Genomic DNA, 16,310 nt, shown 5'->3' on the forward strand with positions numbered 1-16,310 from the left:
ACTTTGGGCGGGCAGTCTCTAAGTGGTCCGGCGCCTGCAGGGCGTCTGACCAAGGAGCGGCGATGAGCCAGAATGATGATTCGCTGGATGAAGACGGCGGCGGTTTCGACGTCGACGACTGGGCGCGGCTGACGCCCTTCACAGGCGGGGTGGCGACGCTGAACGACGTTCAGGCGGGCAAGGCGGTCTTCGCCCTGGGCGACACCGAAGAGGCGCGCGTCATCACTGCCCCAGCCGGTCATCTGGTGGGAGGACGACGGCGAGCAGGCGGCGGTGATCGTTCAGGCCGAGGCCCACGTCGGGCCTGACGGCGAACTGATGGAAGTGCTGGGCCTGATTCTGCCCGACGGCGGCGGGGCGGTGGCCCTGCTGGACGACGTCGATCTGGTGGACGACACCGATCCGACGTGGCGCGATCTGGTCGCGCGGGCCGTCGATATGGACGGCGAAGACTGAAGTCTCGGGCATCAGGGGCGAGGGCCGCGAACAGCCCTCGCCTTGACGTTTTTTAGGCGGCGCGCAGGGCCTCGACGCCCGGCAGAACCTTGCCTTCCATCCACTCCAGGAAGGCGCCGCCCGCGGTGGAGACGAAGGTCATGTCGTCGGCCGTGCCCGCGTGGTTCAGGGCCGCGACCGTGTCGCCGCCGCCGGCCACGGCGACCAGTTTGCCGGACTTGGCCAGTTCGGCGGCGTGCTTGGCGGCCTCGACCGTGGCCTTGTCGAAGGGCGGTACCTCGAACACGCCCAGCGGGCCGTTCCAGATCAGGGTCTTGGACAGGTCCATGGCGCGGTTCAGGCGGGCGACCGTCTCCGGCCCGGCGTCCAGGATCAGGTCATCGGCGACGATGCGGTCCAGAGCGCGCACGCCCGACTCGATGCCCGGCTTGACGCCCTTGGCCACCACCACATCGACCGGCAGCAGCAGTTCGCAGCCCTGACGACGGGCTTCCTCGATGATCTCGCGGGCGGTGTCGGCCAGATCCTTCTCGCACAGCGAGCCGCCGACATCGACGCCCTGGGCGAACAGGAAGGTGTTGGCCATGCCGCCGCCGATGGCCAGGTAGTCCAGCTTGGCGACCAGATTCTTCAGCAGGTCCAGCTTGGTCGAGACCTTGGCGCCGCCGACGATGCCGATGACCGGCTTCTGCGGCTTGCCGAGCGCCGCGTCCAGCGCCTCAAGCTCGCGCGCCATGGCGCAACCGGCATAGACGGGCAGCAGGCGGGCCAGACCCTCGGTCGAGGCGTGGGCGCGGTGCGCGGCCGAGAAGGCGTCGTTGACATAGAGGTCGCCCAGTTCCGCCAGCTGTTGGGCGAAGGCCGGGTCGTTCTTTTCCTCGCCCTTGTGGAAGCGGACGTTTTCCAGCAGCAGCACGCCGCCCGCGTCCAGATCGGCCACGGCGGCCTTGGCCTCATCGCCCACACAGTCGTCGGCGAAACGCACGGGGCCGTGCAGCAGCAGCTCCAGCGGCTGGACGACGGGCTTCAGGCTCATCGACGGCACGCGCTCGCCCTTGGGGCGATCGAAGTGGGCCAGCAGCACCACCTTGGCGCCCGCCTCACGCAGGCGATGGATGGTCGGCAGAGCGGCCTTCAGTCGGGTGTCGTCGGCGACGTTCCCGTCCTCCATCGGCACGTTGAAGTCCACGCGGACCAGGGCGGCCTTGCCCGAAAGGTCGGAAACGTCGTCGAGGGTGCGGAAGGTCATGGGATATCTCTGTTCTTCCTTCTCCATGCATAGAGAAGGCGGCTTACGAGGCTGTTGAGCGCGTAGGTATCAGTTGGCGTAGGCTGCGGCGCAAATACGATCAAGCTTGTGCGGCGTCATATCGGGCTGCCGCCGGTGAAGACATCTCCGATGTACATCAGCAGGCTCAAAAGCATCAGTTGAAGCTGGAGAAGCGCAATCGGGATCAGCCAGGCGATGAGCCGTCGTCCGTGCTGCGTGTGGTCTTTCGCGGCGGTGACCGCCAGACCGATCAGCAGGGTCGGGGGAGCGAACCAGAGGAAGGTCGAGGCGGCGTCAGGCCATGACCGGGTGAGAAACGGTAGCGTCAGACCTGTGATGAGCAGCAATCCGGCGCCGATACCTCTAATGACGAGTTCGCCCTCTGTCAGAGGACCGAGGCGGGTTCGCTTCAGACCTTGCCACGCCAGCACGCTCCAGAAAGCGATGGCGACCAGTGACCACGGCAGGGACTGAAATGCGGCAAAGAAAAACCCCGGCAGTCCTGTGAACAAGATCATGCCGGGGTCTCTGGCGGGGTATTACAGGAACTTCGCCATCTGCAGGGCGGTGTCCGACATACGGGTCGCGAAGCCCCACTCGTTGTCGTACCAGCTCAGAACGCGCACCAGGGTGCCGTCGATGACCTGGGTCTGCGGCAGGGCGGCGGTCGACGACGCCGGGTTGTGGTTCAGGTCGGTCGACACCAGCGGGTCGGTCGAGGTGTAGAGCACGCCCTTCATGGCGCCGTTGGCGGCGGCTTCCAGGGCGGCGTTGACTTCTTCCTTGGTCGTGGCGCGGCCGGCGACGATCTTCAGATCGACGACCGAGACGTTCGGGGTCGGCACGCGGATCGACGAGCCGTCCAGCTTGCCCTTCAGTTCCGGCAGGACCAGGCCGACGGCCTTGGCGGCGCCGGTCGAGGTCGGGATCATGGACAGGGCCGCCGCGCGGGCGCGGTACAGGTCCTTGTGCATCGTATCCAGCGTCGGCTGGTCGCCGGTATAGGCGTGGATGGTGGTCATGTAGCCGCGTTCGATGCCGACCAGTTCGTTCAGAACCTTGGCGATCGGAGCCAGGCAGTTGGTGGTGCACGAGGCGTTCGACACGACGATGTCGTCAGCCGTCAGGGTATCGTGGTTGACGCCGAAGACGATGGTCTTGTCGGCGTTGTCGGCCGGGGCCGAGACCAGCACGCGCTTGGCGCCCGCCTTCAGGTGGGCCGAGGCCTTGTCCTTGGAGGTGAAGATGCCCGTGCATTCCAGGGCGATGTCCACCTTCAGCTCGGCGTGCGGCAGGTTGGCCGGATCGCGCTCGGCCGTGACCTTGATCTTGCCGGCGCCGACGTCGATCCAGTCCTCGCCCGTCGTGACCGTGCCGGGGAAGCGGCCGTGCACCGAGTCATAGCGGAACAGGTGGGCGTTGGTCTCGACCGGACCCAGGTCGTTGATCGCCACGACCTCGATGTCCTTGCGGCCGTGCTCGACGATCGAGCGAAGGACGAGGCGGCCGATGCGGCCGAAGCCGTTGATGGCGACGCGAACGGTCATGGGGAGCAGTCTCCTGAACAAGGGGCGATTATGATGGGCGCCTTAGTGGGACGGAGCGCGCCCGGTTGCAACCCCGACGCCGTAACAAGGTATGATCGGGTGTAACGGTCCGGGTGCGGTTCAATCATCTCAACAGCAGCGGAAACCGCCGCCTTCGCCGAACCGCCGGGCCTCATGCAGGCGGAAGAAGGCGGTGCGGTCCAGCGGCGGCTGATCGGGATGGGTCACCTTCGCATGAGCGACATAGGCGTCATAGTCCGGCTGGCCGATCATCAGCCCGGCGGTGCGGCGGGCGTCCTTGCCCCACCGCACCAGCGTGTCCCGGCAGGCGCAGAACAGGTCCGCGCCGCCGATGGTTGAGGATGACGGCTTAAGCACGGGCCGCATCCATGGCGTCGTCGCTGAGGGTCAGCTCATGCTCGGCGGGCGTCTCGACCACGGTGGGCTGTTCGGACTTCAGCGCCTTGAGGCAGGCGCCGACGCCATAGACCACGACCGTCAGCACCACGAACAGGAAGCCCACCGTCAGCGCCGAGTTGACGTAGTCGTTGATGATGACCCGGTGCATGTCGCCGATGGTCTTGGCCGGGGCCAGGATCTCTCCGGCGGCCATGGCGTCCTGATACTTCCGCGCGTGAGCCAGGAAGCCGATCTTCACGTCGGGATGGAACAGCTTCTGCAGCCCCGCCGTGACCGTGCAGATCAGCAGCCAGACCGCCGGAACCGCCGTGGCCCAGGCGAACCTCTGCCGCTTCATCTTGAACAGGACGACCGTGCCCAGGATCAGGGCGACCGCCGCCAGCATCTGGTTGGCGATGCCGAACAGGGGCCACAGGCTGTTGATCCCGCCCAGGGGATCGACCACGCCGGTATAGAGGAAATAGCCCCACAGCCCGACCGTCAGGGCAGTGGCCACGACGTTGCCGGTCCAGGATTGCGTCTGGCGCATCTTCGGCACGGCCATGCCCAGCAGATCCTGGATCATGAAGCGGCAGACGCGGGTGCCCGCATCGACCGTGGTCAGGATGAACAGGGCCTCGAACAGGATGGCGAAATGATACCAGAAGGCCATCATGGCCTTGCCGCCGATGACGCCCGACAGGATGTGCGCCATGCCGACGGCCAGCGTTGGGGCGCCGCCCGCGCGCGACAGGATCGAGTGCTCGCCGACGTCCTTGGCCAACTGCTCCAGCTCGGCCGGGGTGATGTGGAAGCCCCATTGCGCCACGGCGGCGGCGGCCGAGGCGGCGTCAGCGCCGATGACGGCGACCGGGCTGTTCATGGCGAAATAGACGGCCGGGTCCAGCACGGTGGCGGCGATCAGGGCCATGATCGCCACGAAGCTTTCGCACAGCATGGCGCCATAGCCGATCAGCGGAATCTGGTTCTCATTCTCCAGCAGCTTGGGCGTGGTGCCGGACGAGATCAGGGCGTGGAAGCCCGACACGGCCCCGCAGGCGATGGTGATGAACAGGAAGGGGAACAGGGCGCCCGAGAAGACCGGCCCGGTCCCGTCGATGAAGGGGGTGATGGCGGGCATCTGCACATGCGGCCGCACGATCAGTATGCCGATGGCCAGGGCGACGATGGCGCCGATCTTCAGGAAGGTGGACAGATAGTCTCGCGGCGCCAGCAGCAGCCACACGGGAATAACCGAGGCGATGAAGCCATAGGCCATCATGGCCAGCGCCAGCGTGGTGCCAGACAGGGTGAAGGCCGGACCCCAGAACGGGTCAGCCGCGATATGGCCGCCGCCGATGATGGCCAGGACCAGCAGAACCACGCCGATGACCGACACCTCGCCCACGCGGCCGGGCCGCAGATAGCGCGTGTACAGGCCCATGAAGATGGCGATGGGAATGGTGGCGGCGACAGTGAAGGTCCCCCACGGGCTCTCGGCCAGCGCCTTGACCACTACCAGCGCCAACACCGCCAGGATGATGACCATGATCATCAGCACCCCGACCTGGGCGATGACGCCCGGGATGGGACCCATCTCGGTGCGGACCATGTCGCCCAGCGAGCGACCGTCGCGTCGGGTCGACATGAACAGGACGATCATGTCCTGCACCGCCCCCGCCAGCACGGCGCCGACCAGAATCCACAGAACGCCGGGCAGATAGCCCATCTGCGCCGCCAGCACCGGCCCAACCAGAGGCCCGGCGCCCGCGATGGCCGCGAAGTGGTGGCCGAACAGCACGTTGCGCGGCGTCGGGACGTAATCGAGCCCGTCGTTGTGCCTGACGGCGGGCGTCGGCCTGCGCGCGTTCAGCCCCAGCACCTTTCCGGCCAGATAGCGGGCGTAGAAGCGGTAGGCGATGGCGTAGACGCACAGCGCCGCGACCACGATCCACACGGCGCTGATGCTCTCACCCTGATGCAGGGCGATGACGCCGAGGGCTACGGCCCCCAGAATGGCGATGGCGCCGAAGATCAGCGCCGTCCTGAGCTTGCCCATGATGAAAGGTCCTCCGTGGCCGACTGCGCGCGACCTTCCGTCTTTTTTGAACCTTAATCGGGCGCGGCGCCAATCGACAAAAGTCGAAGAAGCTTGGCCGATGGCCCATATCTCTCCTGCCGGGAAAGCGCCTGCGTAGGTTTCCAGCCGGCGTCGTCGTCATCAGGCAGGGACAGCGCCATTTACGTCGTGAGACGCTGCGGATTGATCCCGGAGCGGGGCGAAAGCTTGAGGTTTAGCGCTACTTGGCCGGTTCGTCCCGGCCATAGAACTGAACGCCCAGTTCGATGGATTTCCGTCCCGTTTCGCGGCGGTGCAGGTTGGTGTCGCGTAGGGAATAGACGCAGCCGCAGTATTCCTGCTGGTAGAATTCCTCGCGCTTGGAAATCTCGATCATGCGCGAGCCGCCGCCGCCCTTGCGCCAGTTGAAGTCCCAGTAGGACAGGCCGTCATAGGGCTTCACCGCCCGGCGGCCGCAGTCGTTGATCTGGTTCATGTCCTTCCAGCGGCTGATGCCGAGGCAGGAGGTCATGACCGGGAAGCCATTTTCGTGGGCATACAGCGCCGTGCGCTCGAAACGCATGTCGAAGCACATGGTGCAGCGGGCGCCGCGTTCGGGCTCCCACTCCATGCCTTTGGCGCGGGCGAACCAGTTGTCCTTGTCGTAGTCGGCGTCGATGAAGGGCACGCCGTGCTTTTCGGCGAAACGGACGTTCTCGTCCTTGCGCAGCAGGTATTCCTTCAGCGGGTGGATGTTCGGATTGTAGAAGAAGATCGTGTAGTCGATGCCCGAGGCCAGCATGGCCTCCATGACCTCGCCCGAACAGGGCGCGCAGCAGGAATGCAGCAGCACCTTCGTCGCTCCGCCGGGCGCGACAAGCACGGGGCGGACGAATTCATCTGCGGGCGGGGCGGTCATGGAGACGGTCTGCCTGTGACTCAGTCGATCTGCGGCATGCCCTGCGGCACGACGGTCTTGATGATGCTGGCGTCCAATTCTTCAAAGTCGTGCAGGCCGATGACGTCGTAGAGTTCCTGACGGGTCTGCATCCGGTCGACGTATTTGTGCGTGCCGCCGTTGTCGGCGATCGAGGCGTAGAGTTCGGCCTGCGCCTTGTTGGCGGCGCGCAGCGAAGACACAGGCCAGATCACCATCTTATAGCCCATCTCCTCGAATTCCTTCGCGGTGTAGAAGGGCGTCTTGCCGAACTCGGTCATATTGGCCAGCAGCGGCACGTTCGGCAGGGCCTTGGCGAACTTCTCGAACATCTCGCGGGTGTTCAGGGCTTCAGGGAAGATGGCGTCGGCGCCGGCGTCCACATACATCTTGGCCCGGTCGACGGCGGCGTCGAAGCCCTCCACGCCCGCTGCGTCGGTGCGCGCCATGATGACGATGTCGCGGCTGGCCTTCTTGGCGGCGGCGACCTTGGCGGCCATGTCCAGCGCCGGGACCAGGTTCTTGCCGTTCAGGTGGCCGCACTTCTTGGGCAGGATCTGGTCTTCAAGGTGGACGGCGCCCGCGCCCGCGTCCTCGAAGGTGCGGACCATGTGCATGACGTTCAGCACCTCGCCATAGCCCGTGTCGCCGTCTACCAGCAGCGGCAGGCCGCTGGAACGCGCGATCTGGCGGATGAAGAAGGCGACCTCGTCCACGGTAATGATGCCGAGATCGGGCAGGCCCATGGAGGCGGTCATCGCCGCGCCCGACAGGTACAGGCCGTCAAAACCCGCCAGCTTGGCCTGCTTCGCCGCCTGACCGTTGTGGGCGCCCGGCAGTTGCCAGATGCCGGGGCGAGCCAGCGCCGCGCGGAAGCGCTTCCCGGCGGATTCGGTCGGCAGGTCGTCGGCGACGAGATAAGGCATGGAAACTCTCTCAGAACTCGGGATTCAGGCGCGTTCGGCCAGGGGCGCGAACTTCAGGTTCTCGGGGCCGTCATAGTTGGCCGAGGGGCGGATGATCTTGTTGTCGATGCGCTGCTCGATCACGTGGGCGGACCAGCCGGTGGTGCGCGAGATCACGAACAGGGGGGTGAACATGGCCGTGGGCACGCCCATCATGTGGTAGGAGACGGCCGAGAACCAGTCGAGGTTTGGGAACATCTTCTTGGTGTCCATCATGACGCTCTCGATGCGTTCGGCGATGTCGTACATCTTCATCGAACCGGCTTCTTCCGACAGCTGTTTCGCCACGCGCTTGATGACGACGTTGCGCGGGTCCGAGATCGTATAGACCGGATGGCCGAAGCCGATGATGACCTCCTTGGCCTCCATGCGGCGGCGGATGTCGGCTTCGGCCTCGTCGGCGTCGGCGTAACGCTTCTGGATTTCGAAGGCGACCTCATTGGCGCCGCCGTGCTTGGGTCCGCGCAGGGCGCCGATGGCCCCGGCGATGCAGGAGAACATATCCGAGCCGGTGCCGGCGATGACGCGGGCGGTGAAGGTCGAGGCGTTGAACTCATGCTCGGCGTAGAGGATCAGCGAGGTGTGCATGGCCCGCACCCAGCCGTCGGACGGCGGCGTCCCGTGCAGCAGATGCAGGAAGTGGCCGCCGATGGAATCATCGTCCGTTTCGACCTCGATGCGTCGGCCGTTCTGGCTGAAGTGATGCCAGTAGAGCAGCATCGATCCCAGCGAGGCCAGCAGGCGGTCGGCGATGTCGCGCGCGGCCGGGTGGTTGTGGTCGTGGGCCTCGGGCAGGGCGCAGCCCAGCGCCGAGACGCCGGTGCGCATGACGTCCATCGGGTGGGCGGCGGCGGGCACCGTCTCCAGCGCCGACTTCACCGCCGCGGGCAGGCCGCGCAGGGCCTTCAGCTTGGCCTTATAGGCCTTCAGCTGGGCGGCGTTCGGCAGCGATCCGTGGATCAGCAGGTGGGCGATTTCCTCGAACTCGCTGGTCTCGGCGAAGTCCATGATGTCATAGCCGCGATAGTGCAGGTCGTTGCCCGAGCGGCCGACGGTGCACAGGCTGGTGTTGCCCGCCAGCACGCCGGACAGGGCGACGGACTTCTTCGGCTTCACGCCTTGAGCAAGAACGGGTTCGGACATGGGGCGCCTCTTCAGCAGTGAAGATCGGAACGGGATTCGATGGGAACAGGGCGGCCGTCGGCGTCGACGGCGACCATTTCAAAGCGGCCGCTGAGGGCCGGGCGCCGGGCGCCGGTGGACAGGGTCTCGGCCACGCCCTCAACCTGAACGGTCAGGGACGAGCGGCCGACCCGGACGACGCGCGCCGACAGGTCCAGCAGTTCGCCGACACGGACCGGGGTGTGGAAGTCGGTCGCCTCCGACCGGGCCATGACGACGTCGCCGCGCGCCCTGCGGCTGGCGGCGACGAAGGCGGCCTTGGACAACAGCGCCAGCCCAGCGCCCGCGAACAGGGCGCCGTAGTGGTTGGCCTGGTCCGGGAAGACCATCTCCGCAAAGCGGGTCTCTTCATTGAGCAGCGAGGTCGGCGACGACATGGGGCCTCAGGGCGGCGGTGGATCCGCGTCGCCCTGAAATATTCACGCTTCCGCCCGCCGATTAAGGACTGAAAAAGCGGAAAACGGCCAAGCGGAAGATGCAAATCTGTAAAAGGTGCAAATCACCGCACCAAAGCCCCCGCCCGCTCAGGTGAAGGGATTGGGCTCTGTTTGCAGGCGACTTTACAGGTTTTGCGGATTTGCATCGCGGCGTTCACAAGTCTCCGCCTTTTCAGCCGTTCACCTGATGCGGCGGGGGGCGGATAAGGGCCGCCATGTCTGCGTATGGGGATGCGGCGCCCGGTTTCGTCCGGCGCCCGGCCTTTCCCTGTCGCGGCCTCATGCAATCAGGGGCATCCGCGCCGATGAATACCGATTACCGCAGGCGGCTGCTGGGCACGCCCTTCGATTATTTCGACACGCGCGCCGCCGTCCACGCCATCCAGCCGGGCGCCTATGACCGACTGCCCTATGTGTCGCGCGTGCTGGCCGAGCAGTTGGTTCGCCGCTGCGATCCCGATCAACTGGCCGACGCCCTGACCCAGATCGTTGAGGGGCGGCGGGATCTGGACTTCCCCTGGTATCCCGCGCGCGTGGTCTGTCACGACATTCTGGGCCAGACGGCGCTGGTCGACCTGGCGGGCCTGCGCGACGCCATCGCGGCGCAGGGCGGCGATCCGGCCAAGGTCAATCCGGTGGTGCCGACCCAGTTGATCGTCGATCACTCGCTGGCGGTCGAACATGGCGGCTTCGACCCTGACGCCTTTGAAAAGAACCGCGCGGTCGAGGATCGCCGCAACGAGGACCGCTTCCACTTCATCGAATGGAGCAAGCGCGCCTTCGAGAACGTCGACGTCATCCCGGCGGGCAACGGCATCATGCACCAGATCAATCTGGAGAAGATGTCGCCGGTGGTTCAGGTGCGCGACGGCGTGGCCTTCCCCGACACCTGCGTCGGCACCGACAGCCACACGCCGCACGTGGACGCCCTGGGCGTCATCGCCATCGGCGTCGGCGGGCTGGAGGCCGAGACGGTCATGCTGGGCCGCGCCTCGATGATGCGCCTGCCCGACATCGTCGGCGTCAAGCTGACCGGTCGGCGCGCGCCGGGGATTACGGCGACCGACATCGTTCTGGCCCTGACCGAGTTCCTGCGCGGGCAGAAGGTGGTCGGCGCCTGGCTGGAGTTCTTCGGCGAGGGCGCCGACAGCCTGTCGATCGGCGACCGGGCGACCATCTCGAATATGTGCCCGGAATACGGGGCGACGGCGGCGATGTTCTATATCGACCAGCAGACGCTCGACTATCTGAAGCTGACGGGGCGCGAGCCGGATCAGGTGGCGCTGGTCGAGACCTATGCCCGCACCGCCGGCCTGTGGGGCGAGATGCTGAAGACCGCCGAATATGAGCGGGTGCTGGAGTTCGACCTGTCCAGCGTCGAGCGCAATCTGGCCGGGCCGTCCAACCCGCACCGCCGCCTGCCCACATCCGCCCTGAAGGAGCGAGGCGTCGCCGTCGGACTGGCCGAGGCGCAGGCCGAGGAACGCGAGGGCCTGCTGCCCGACGGCGCGGTCATCATCGCCGCTATCACCAGCTGCACCAACACCTCCAACCCGCGCAACGTCGTGGCGGCGGGCCTGCTGGCCAAGAAGGCCAATGCGCTGGGCCTGACGCGCAAGCCGTGGGTCAAGTCGTCCTTCGCGCCGGGATCGAAGGTGGCGCGCCTCTATCTGGAGGAAGCAGGTCTGCTGTCGGAGCTGGAGGCGCTGGGCTTCGGCATCGTCGCCTTCGCCTGCACCACCTGCAACGGCATGTCCGGCGCCCTTGATCCGGTCATCCAGCAGGAGATCATCGACCGCGACCTCTATTCCACCGCCGTCCTGTCGGGGAACCGCAACTTCGACGGCCGCATCCACCCCTACGCCAAACAGGCCTTCCTCGCCTCGCCGCCGCTGGTGGTGGCCTATGCGCTGGCCGGGACGGTGCGCTTCGATATCGAACAGGACGTGCTGGGCGTGGTCGACGGCCGCGAGATCCGCCTGAAGGACCTGTGGCCCTCGGACGAGGAGATCGACGCCGTGGTCGCCGCCTCGGTCAGGCCCGAACAGTTCCGCGCGGTCTATGAGCCGATGTTCGGCGCGCGTCGCGGCGGCGGGGTCAGCGTCAGCCCCCTGTATGACTGGCGCCCGCAGTCGACCTACATCCGCCGACCGCCCTACTGGGACACCGAAGGGGTCGGCGCCCTGGCCGCCAATCCGCGCACCCTGACGGGTATGCGGCCGCTGGCCATCCTGCCGGACAACATCACCACCGACCACCTGTCGCCGTCCAACGCCATCTTAGCCACCTCGGCGGCGGGGGAGTATCTGACGCGGATGGGCGTGCCGGAGGAAGACTACAACTCCTACGCCACGCATCGGGGCGATCACCTGACCGCCATGCGGGCCACCTTCGCCAACCCCCAGCTGATCAATGAGATGGCGGTCGTGGACGGGGCGGTGAAGAAGGGTTCACTAACCCGCGTCGAGCCGGACGGAACCGTCATGCGGATGTGGGAGGCGATCGAGACCTATCTGGACCGCCGCCAGCCGTTGATCATCGTCGCGGGCGCTGATTATGGGCAGGGCTCGTCGCGCGACTGGGCCGCCAAGGGCGTGCGGTTGGCGGGCGTCGAGGCCATCGTCGCCGAAGGCTTCGAGCGCATTCACCGCACCAATCTGATCGGCATGGGCGTGTTGCCGATGGAGTTCAAGCCGGGCGTGACGCGCCTGACGCTGGGGCTGGATGGGACGGAGACGTTCGACGTCACGGGCGAGCGTCGCCCCGGCGCCGACCTGACGCTGAGAATCCACCGCGCGACCGGCGAGACGGTCGAACTGCCCGTCACCTGCCGCCTCGACACGGCCGAGGAGGTGCTGATCTATGAGGCGGGCGGCGTGCTGCAGCGGTTCGCACAGGACTTCCTCGCCGCAAAGTCGGAGGCCGCCTGAATGTCGCAACAGGCCCAGATCGCCATTCCCGCCACCTATATGCGCGGCGGCACCTCCAAGGGGGTCTTCTTCCGGCTGGACGACCTGCCCGAGGCGTGCCGCGTTCCGGGCCGCGCCCGCGACCGCCTGTTCCAGCGCGTGATCGGCAGTCCCGACCCCTATGGCAAGCACACTGACGGCATGGGCGGGGCCACGTCCAGCACCAGCAAATGCGTGATCATCTCGCCCAGCGCGCGGCCCGATCACGACGTCGACTATCTGTATGGGCAGGTGTCGATCGATACGGATTTCGTCGACTGGTCGGGCAATTGCGGCAACCTGTCGACGGCGGCAGGCGCCTTCGCCATCCATGCGGGCTATGTCCCGGTCGGGCCGGACGGCATGCGCACCGTGCGCATCTGGCAGGCCAATATCGGCAAGACCATCATCGCCCATGTCCCGGTGGCGGACGGCGCGGTGCAGGAGACGGGCGATTTCGAACTGGACGGCGTGACCTTCCCCGCCGCCGAGATCGTGCTGGAATTCCTTGATCCGGCCGACGAGGGCGAGGATGGCGGCGCCATGTTCCCGACCGGCAACCTCATCGACGAACTGGACGTGCCTGAGGCTCTGGTCGCCGGCGGCAGGCTGAAGGCCACCCTGATCAATGCGGGCATTCCGACGATCTTCGTCAACGCGGCGGACCTCGGCTATTCGGGGACGGAACTGCAGGGCGCGATCAACGATGATCCGGCGGCGCTGAAGCGGCTGGAGGCCCTGCGCGCCATCGGCGCCGTGCGCATGGGGCTGATCGGCTCGGTCGAGGAAGCGACGCGGCGTCAGCACACGCCCAAGATCGCCTTCGTCGCCCCGCCGTCAGACCATGTGACATCCAGCGGCAAGGCGGTCGCGGCGGGCGAGATCGACCTGCTGGTCCGCGCCCTGTCGATGGGAAAGCTGCACCACGCCATGATGGGCACGGCGGCGGTGGCCATCGGCGCGGCGGCGGCCGTGCCGGGCACGCTGGTCAACCGCGCGGCGGGGGGCGGCGAGCGCCGCTCGGTCCGCTTCGGCCACCCGTCCGGAACGCTGACGGTCGGCGCCGAGGCGCATCAGGCCGAGGGTATCTGGACGGTGGCCAAGGCGATCATGAGCCGCAGCGCACGCCGCCTGATGGAAGGCCGCGTTCTGGTCCCGGCCGGGTCGTTCGAGGCTGCGGACTGAACCGTTCTTGCACGGTCAGGGTATTTGCAATATTTACATAAGACGCTGATTGCGCGCGATTTATCGTGTAAATGTTGCCAACAACGCCAGTCCGGCCTGTAAAAGTTGCAAAACACATGAGCAAGACCTTCATGGGGGTGCGGCTGCGGCGGCTGCGCGAGGAGCGCGGCCTGACCCAGACGGCGGTCGCGCGCGCTCTGGACATCTCCAACTCCTATCTGAGCCAGATCGAGCAGAACCAGCGCCCTCTGACGGTGCCCCTGCTGCTGAAGCTGAACGCCGTCTTCGGCGTCGACGTGCAGTTCTTTTCGGAGGACGAAGAGGGGCGGCTGATCTCGGATGTCCGCGACGCCCTGGCGGACGGCGGCGATGAGCCGATCTCGACCGTCGAACTGCGTGAACTGGCGCTCAACATGCCCGCCGTGGGGCGCGCCCTGGTCGCCCTGCATCGCAAGACGCGCCAGAGCGCCGAACGCGCCGAAGCCATGGCCCTGCGGTTGGGCGAAGACGTGGCGGGCGAGGCCCCCGCCCGGATGCCCTTTGAACAGGTGCGCGACTTCTTCTATTCGCGCCGCAACCATGTCGCCGAACTGGATGAGGCGGCAGAGCGGCTGTATGCGGCGGCGGGCCTGTCGCCGCGTCAGGTGCGGCCCGGTCTGGTCGCCTGGCTGGCCGAGAAACACGGCGTGCGCGTCATCTTCGATGAAACGGACGGGGCGCAGCGCCGCTATGACGGGGCGAACCGGACCTTGTATGTCTCGGCCTTCATCAAACAGGGGCAGCAGGCGTTCCAGATGGCGCTACAGGCGGCCTTTCTGGAGGCGGGTGACCTGATCGAAAGCCTGATCGACGCCGCCCTGCCGGACGAGCGCGAGACGCGTGACCTGCTGCGCATCGGTCTGGCGCAGTATTTCGCGGGCGCGCTGGTGTTGCCCTATGGCGACTTCCTGAGGCAGGCCGAGGCCTATGGCTACGACATCGACCGGCTGGGGCGGCATTTCGGCGTGGGGTTTGAGACCGTCTGCCACAGGCTGTCGACCCTGCAGCGGCCGGGCGCGCAGGGCGTGCCCTTCTTCTTCGTGCGCGTGGATCGTGCGGGCAACATCTCAAAGCGTCAGTCCGCCACGGACTTTCACTTCTCGCGCGTCGGCGGGTCGTGTCCGCTGTGGAACGTCTATGAGGCCTTCGTCCAGCCGGGCAGGGTGCTGACCCAGATGGCGCAGATGCCGGACAGCCGCACCTATCTGTGGATCGCCCGCACGGTCGGCAGCCTCGGGCCGGTCTATGGCGCGCCGGGCAAGACCTTCGCCATCGGCCTGGGCTGCGACATCCGCCATGCCGGGCGACTGGTCTATTCGCAGGGGCTGAACCTGTCCGATTACGCCGCCGCAACCCCCATCGGCGCCGGGTGCAAGATCTGCGAGCGGCCGACCTGTCCGCAGCGCGCCTTCCCCTTCATCGGCCGCCCCTTGCAGATCGACGTGAACCGCAGCGCAGCCACCCCCTATCCGACGGCGGCGATGGCCTGAAGCGATAACCGCATAATCATATAAAGATATCCTTATATCGATATTGACTCCTGAGCCTGGCGTGGCAATGTCGCGCCTGTCGTGGTTCTGCGCATGGTCCTTCCCGGTCCGTGCGGAGCTAAGAGGGAAGCCGGTGAGATTTCGGTCGATGCCGGCGCTGCCCCCGCAACTGTGAGCGGCGAGCCGAAGGTCCATTTCGCGTCACTGGGGGTCCGCCTCCGGGAAGGCCGGGCCGGAAGCTATGACCCGTGAGCCAGGAGACCTGCCTCGACAGATAACGTCCTCCGGCGGGGTGTCCGGCCAGGCCGCATGAGCGCCGCGACGGGTTGATTCCGCGCGCAGGCGGTCGCGCGTCCCTGTCCGCTGTCCCGCCACAGCAGCAACGACAGAGACCATGGCGAGCAGAGATTTCACCTTCAGCATCAAGCGCACCGCGCTCGACGAGGACTATGTTCCTGCCGAAAACACGCGGATCACGACCAACTTCGCCAATCTGGCCCGAGGGGAAAGCCGCCAGGAGAACCTGCGCAACACCCTGAGGATGATCGACAATCGGTTCAACTCACTGGCCCACTGGGACAACCCCAAAGGGGATCGTTACGCGGTCGAACTCACGATCATCTCCGTCGAGATGAATGTTTCGCCAAAGGCAGACGGCGACGTCTTCCCGTTGATCGAAATTCTTCAGACGACGATTGTCGACAGGAAGACCGGCCGGCGCATCGACGGGATCGTGGGGAACAACTTCTCATCGTACGTCCGTGACTATGATTTCAGCGTGGTCCTGCCGGATCACATGAAGAACCATCCGAACGCGGGCGCTCCGGACGATTTCGGCGATCTGCACGGAAAGCTGTTCAAACACTTCCTGAACTCGAGCGCCTATCGGGATAATTTCAACAAGCCGCCCGTCATCTGTCTGAGCGTGTCGAGCAACAAGACCTACCATCGGACCGGCAATGAGCATCCCGTGCTCGGCCTCGAATATGAGAATGACGAGTTCTCGTCCACCGATCAGTATTTTGCGAAAATGGGGATGAAGGTCCGCTACTTCATGCCCAGGGGCAGCGTGGCTCCCTTCGCCTTCTACCACGTGGGCGATCTGACGGCCGACTACAGCGACCTGGAACTGGTCAGCACCATCAGCACGATGGAGACCTTCCAGAAAATCTATCGTCCGGAAATCTACAACGCCAACTCGCCGGCGACCGAGCAGTATCAGCCCAGCCTGAAGTATCAGGACTATTCCCTGACCCGCATCGTCTACGATCGCGAAGAGCGCAGCCGACTGGCCGTTGAACAGGGCAAATTCGTCGAGGAGCGCTTCATCAAGCCTTACCGGGCCCTTCTCGACCAGTGGTCCGCCAACTTCGCCGCCTGATCAGTCCCGCATTAA

At 66.0% G+C, this 16,310-nt stretch carries 15 protein-coding genes and 1 riboswitch; of the genes, 6 read left to right on the forward strand and 9 right to left on the reverse strand.

The features are described 5' to 3' along the window. Window positions 1-62 precede the first annotated feature (62 nt). Window positions 63-308 carry a hypothetical protein gene (locus ACORJG_RS02925; RefSeq protein ID WP_427791473.1) on the forward strand — a complete coding sequence of 82 codons (246 nt, stop codon included), beginning with the start codon at window positions 63-65 and terminating at the stop codon, window positions 306-308. Further along, the gene (locus ACORJG_RS02930; RefSeq protein ID WP_427791475.1) at window positions 274-456 is read left to right on the forward strand and encodes a hypothetical protein; all 183 of its coding nucleotides are present in this window, start codon (window positions 274-276) and stop codon (window positions 454-456) included. Before ACORJG_RS02925 ends, ACORJG_RS02930 begins: the two co-directional genes overlap by 35 nt. Before the next feature lie 52 nt (window positions 457-508). On the opposite strand, the gene ACORJG_RS02935 is transcribed toward ACORJG_RS02930, so the two are convergent. The 9 genes from ACORJG_RS02935 to ACORJG_RS02975 form a co-directional block, all read right to left on the reverse strand. Further along, entirely contained in the window at window positions 509-1,705 is a 1,197-nt protein-coding gene (locus ACORJG_RS02935) for a phosphoglycerate kinase (protein ID WP_427791477.1), read from the reverse strand. 116 nt (window positions 1,706-1,821) lie between these two features. Further along, complete coding sequence (locus tag ACORJG_RS02940; protein WP_427791479.1) at window positions 1,822-2,244, reverse strand: hypothetical protein; 423 nt, start codon at window positions 2,242-2,244, stop codon at window positions 1,822-1,824. A 21-nt stretch (window positions 2,245-2,265) separates the two neighbouring features. Then, window positions 2,266-3,273, reverse strand: a complete 1,008-nt coding sequence (gap, locus tag ACORJG_RS02945; RefSeq protein ID WP_427791481.1) for a type I glyceraldehyde-3-phosphate dehydrogenase — start codon at window positions 3,271-3,273, stop codon at window positions 2,266-2,268. Window positions 3,274-3,402: 129 nt separating this feature from the next. Further along, window positions 3,403-3,651, reverse strand: coding sequence for a YbdD/YjiX family protein (locus ACORJG_RS02950; RefSeq protein ID WP_427791483.1), 249 nt, complete (start codon window positions 3,649-3,651; stop codon window positions 3,403-3,405). After that, window positions 3,644-5,731 (reverse strand): carbon starvation CstA family protein, encoded by a 2,088-nt coding sequence (locus tag ACORJG_RS02955; protein WP_427791485.1) that lies wholly within the window; start codon window positions 5,729-5,731, stop codon window positions 3,644-3,646. Before ACORJG_RS02955 ends, ACORJG_RS02950 begins: the two co-directional genes overlap by 8 nt. A gap of 241 nt (window positions 5,732-5,972) precedes the next feature. Beyond that, complete coding sequence (locus tag ACORJG_RS02960; RefSeq protein ID WP_427791486.1) at window positions 5,973-6,650, reverse strand: epoxyqueuosine reductase QueH; 678 nt, start codon at window positions 6,648-6,650, stop codon at window positions 5,973-5,975. Between the two features lie 20 nt (window positions 6,651-6,670). Beyond that, entirely contained in the window at window positions 6,671-7,594 is a 924-nt protein-coding gene (gene prpB / locus ACORJG_RS02965; protein WP_427791488.1) for a methylisocitrate lyase, read from the reverse strand. A gap of 24 nt (window positions 7,595-7,618) precedes the next feature. Continuing rightward, window positions 7,619-8,776 (reverse strand): bifunctional 2-methylcitrate synthase/citrate synthase, encoded by a 1,158-nt coding sequence (gene prpC / locus ACORJG_RS02970; protein ID WP_427791490.1) that lies wholly within the window; start codon window positions 8,774-8,776, stop codon window positions 7,619-7,621. 11 nt (window positions 8,777-8,787) lie between these two features. After that, window positions 8,788-9,192: an acyl-CoA thioesterase gene (locus ACORJG_RS02975; protein ID WP_427791492.1), complete on the reverse strand. Its 405-nt coding sequence runs from the start codon at window positions 9,190-9,192 to the stop codon at window positions 8,788-8,790. A gap of 365 nt (window positions 9,193-9,557) precedes the next feature. Between ACORJG_RS02975 and acnD the strand changes: the two genes are divergently transcribed. The 4 genes from acnD (at window position 9,558) to ACORJG_RS02995 (ending at window position 16,295) form a co-directional block, all read left to right on the forward strand. Then, a complete protein-coding gene (acnD, locus tag ACORJG_RS02980) occupies window positions 9,558-12,182 on the forward strand; it encodes a Fe/S-dependent 2-methylisocitrate dehydratase AcnD (RefSeq protein ID WP_427791493.1) in 2,625 nt (874 codons plus the stop codon). Next, entirely contained in the window at window positions 12,183-13,385 is a 1,203-nt protein-coding gene (prpF, locus tag ACORJG_RS02985; protein ID WP_427791495.1) for a 2-methylaconitate cis-trans isomerase PrpF, read from the forward strand. A 116-nt stretch (window positions 13,386-13,501) separates the two neighbouring features. Beyond that, entirely contained in the window at window positions 13,502-14,914 is a 1,413-nt protein-coding gene (locus ACORJG_RS02990; RefSeq protein WP_427791497.1) for a short-chain fatty acyl-CoA regulator family protein, read from the forward strand. A 66-nt stretch (window positions 14,915-14,980) separates the two neighbouring features. Beyond that, window positions 14,981-15,198, forward strand: a riboswitch (cobalamin riboswitch). 110 nt (window positions 15,199-15,308) lie between these two features. Next, window positions 15,309-16,295 carry a DUF1852 domain-containing protein gene (locus tag ACORJG_RS02995; RefSeq protein ID WP_427791499.1) on the forward strand — a complete coding sequence of 329 codons (987 nt, stop codon included), beginning with the start codon at window positions 15,309-15,311 and terminating at the stop codon, window positions 16,293-16,295. Window positions 16,296-16,310: the final 15 nt, after the last annotated feature.

The sequence above is a fragment of the Brevundimonas diminuta genome (assembly GCF_050310045.1).
GTDB classification, from domain to species: Bacteria; Pseudomonadota; Alphaproteobacteria; order Caulobacterales; family Caulobacteraceae; genus Brevundimonas; species Brevundimonas diminuta_F.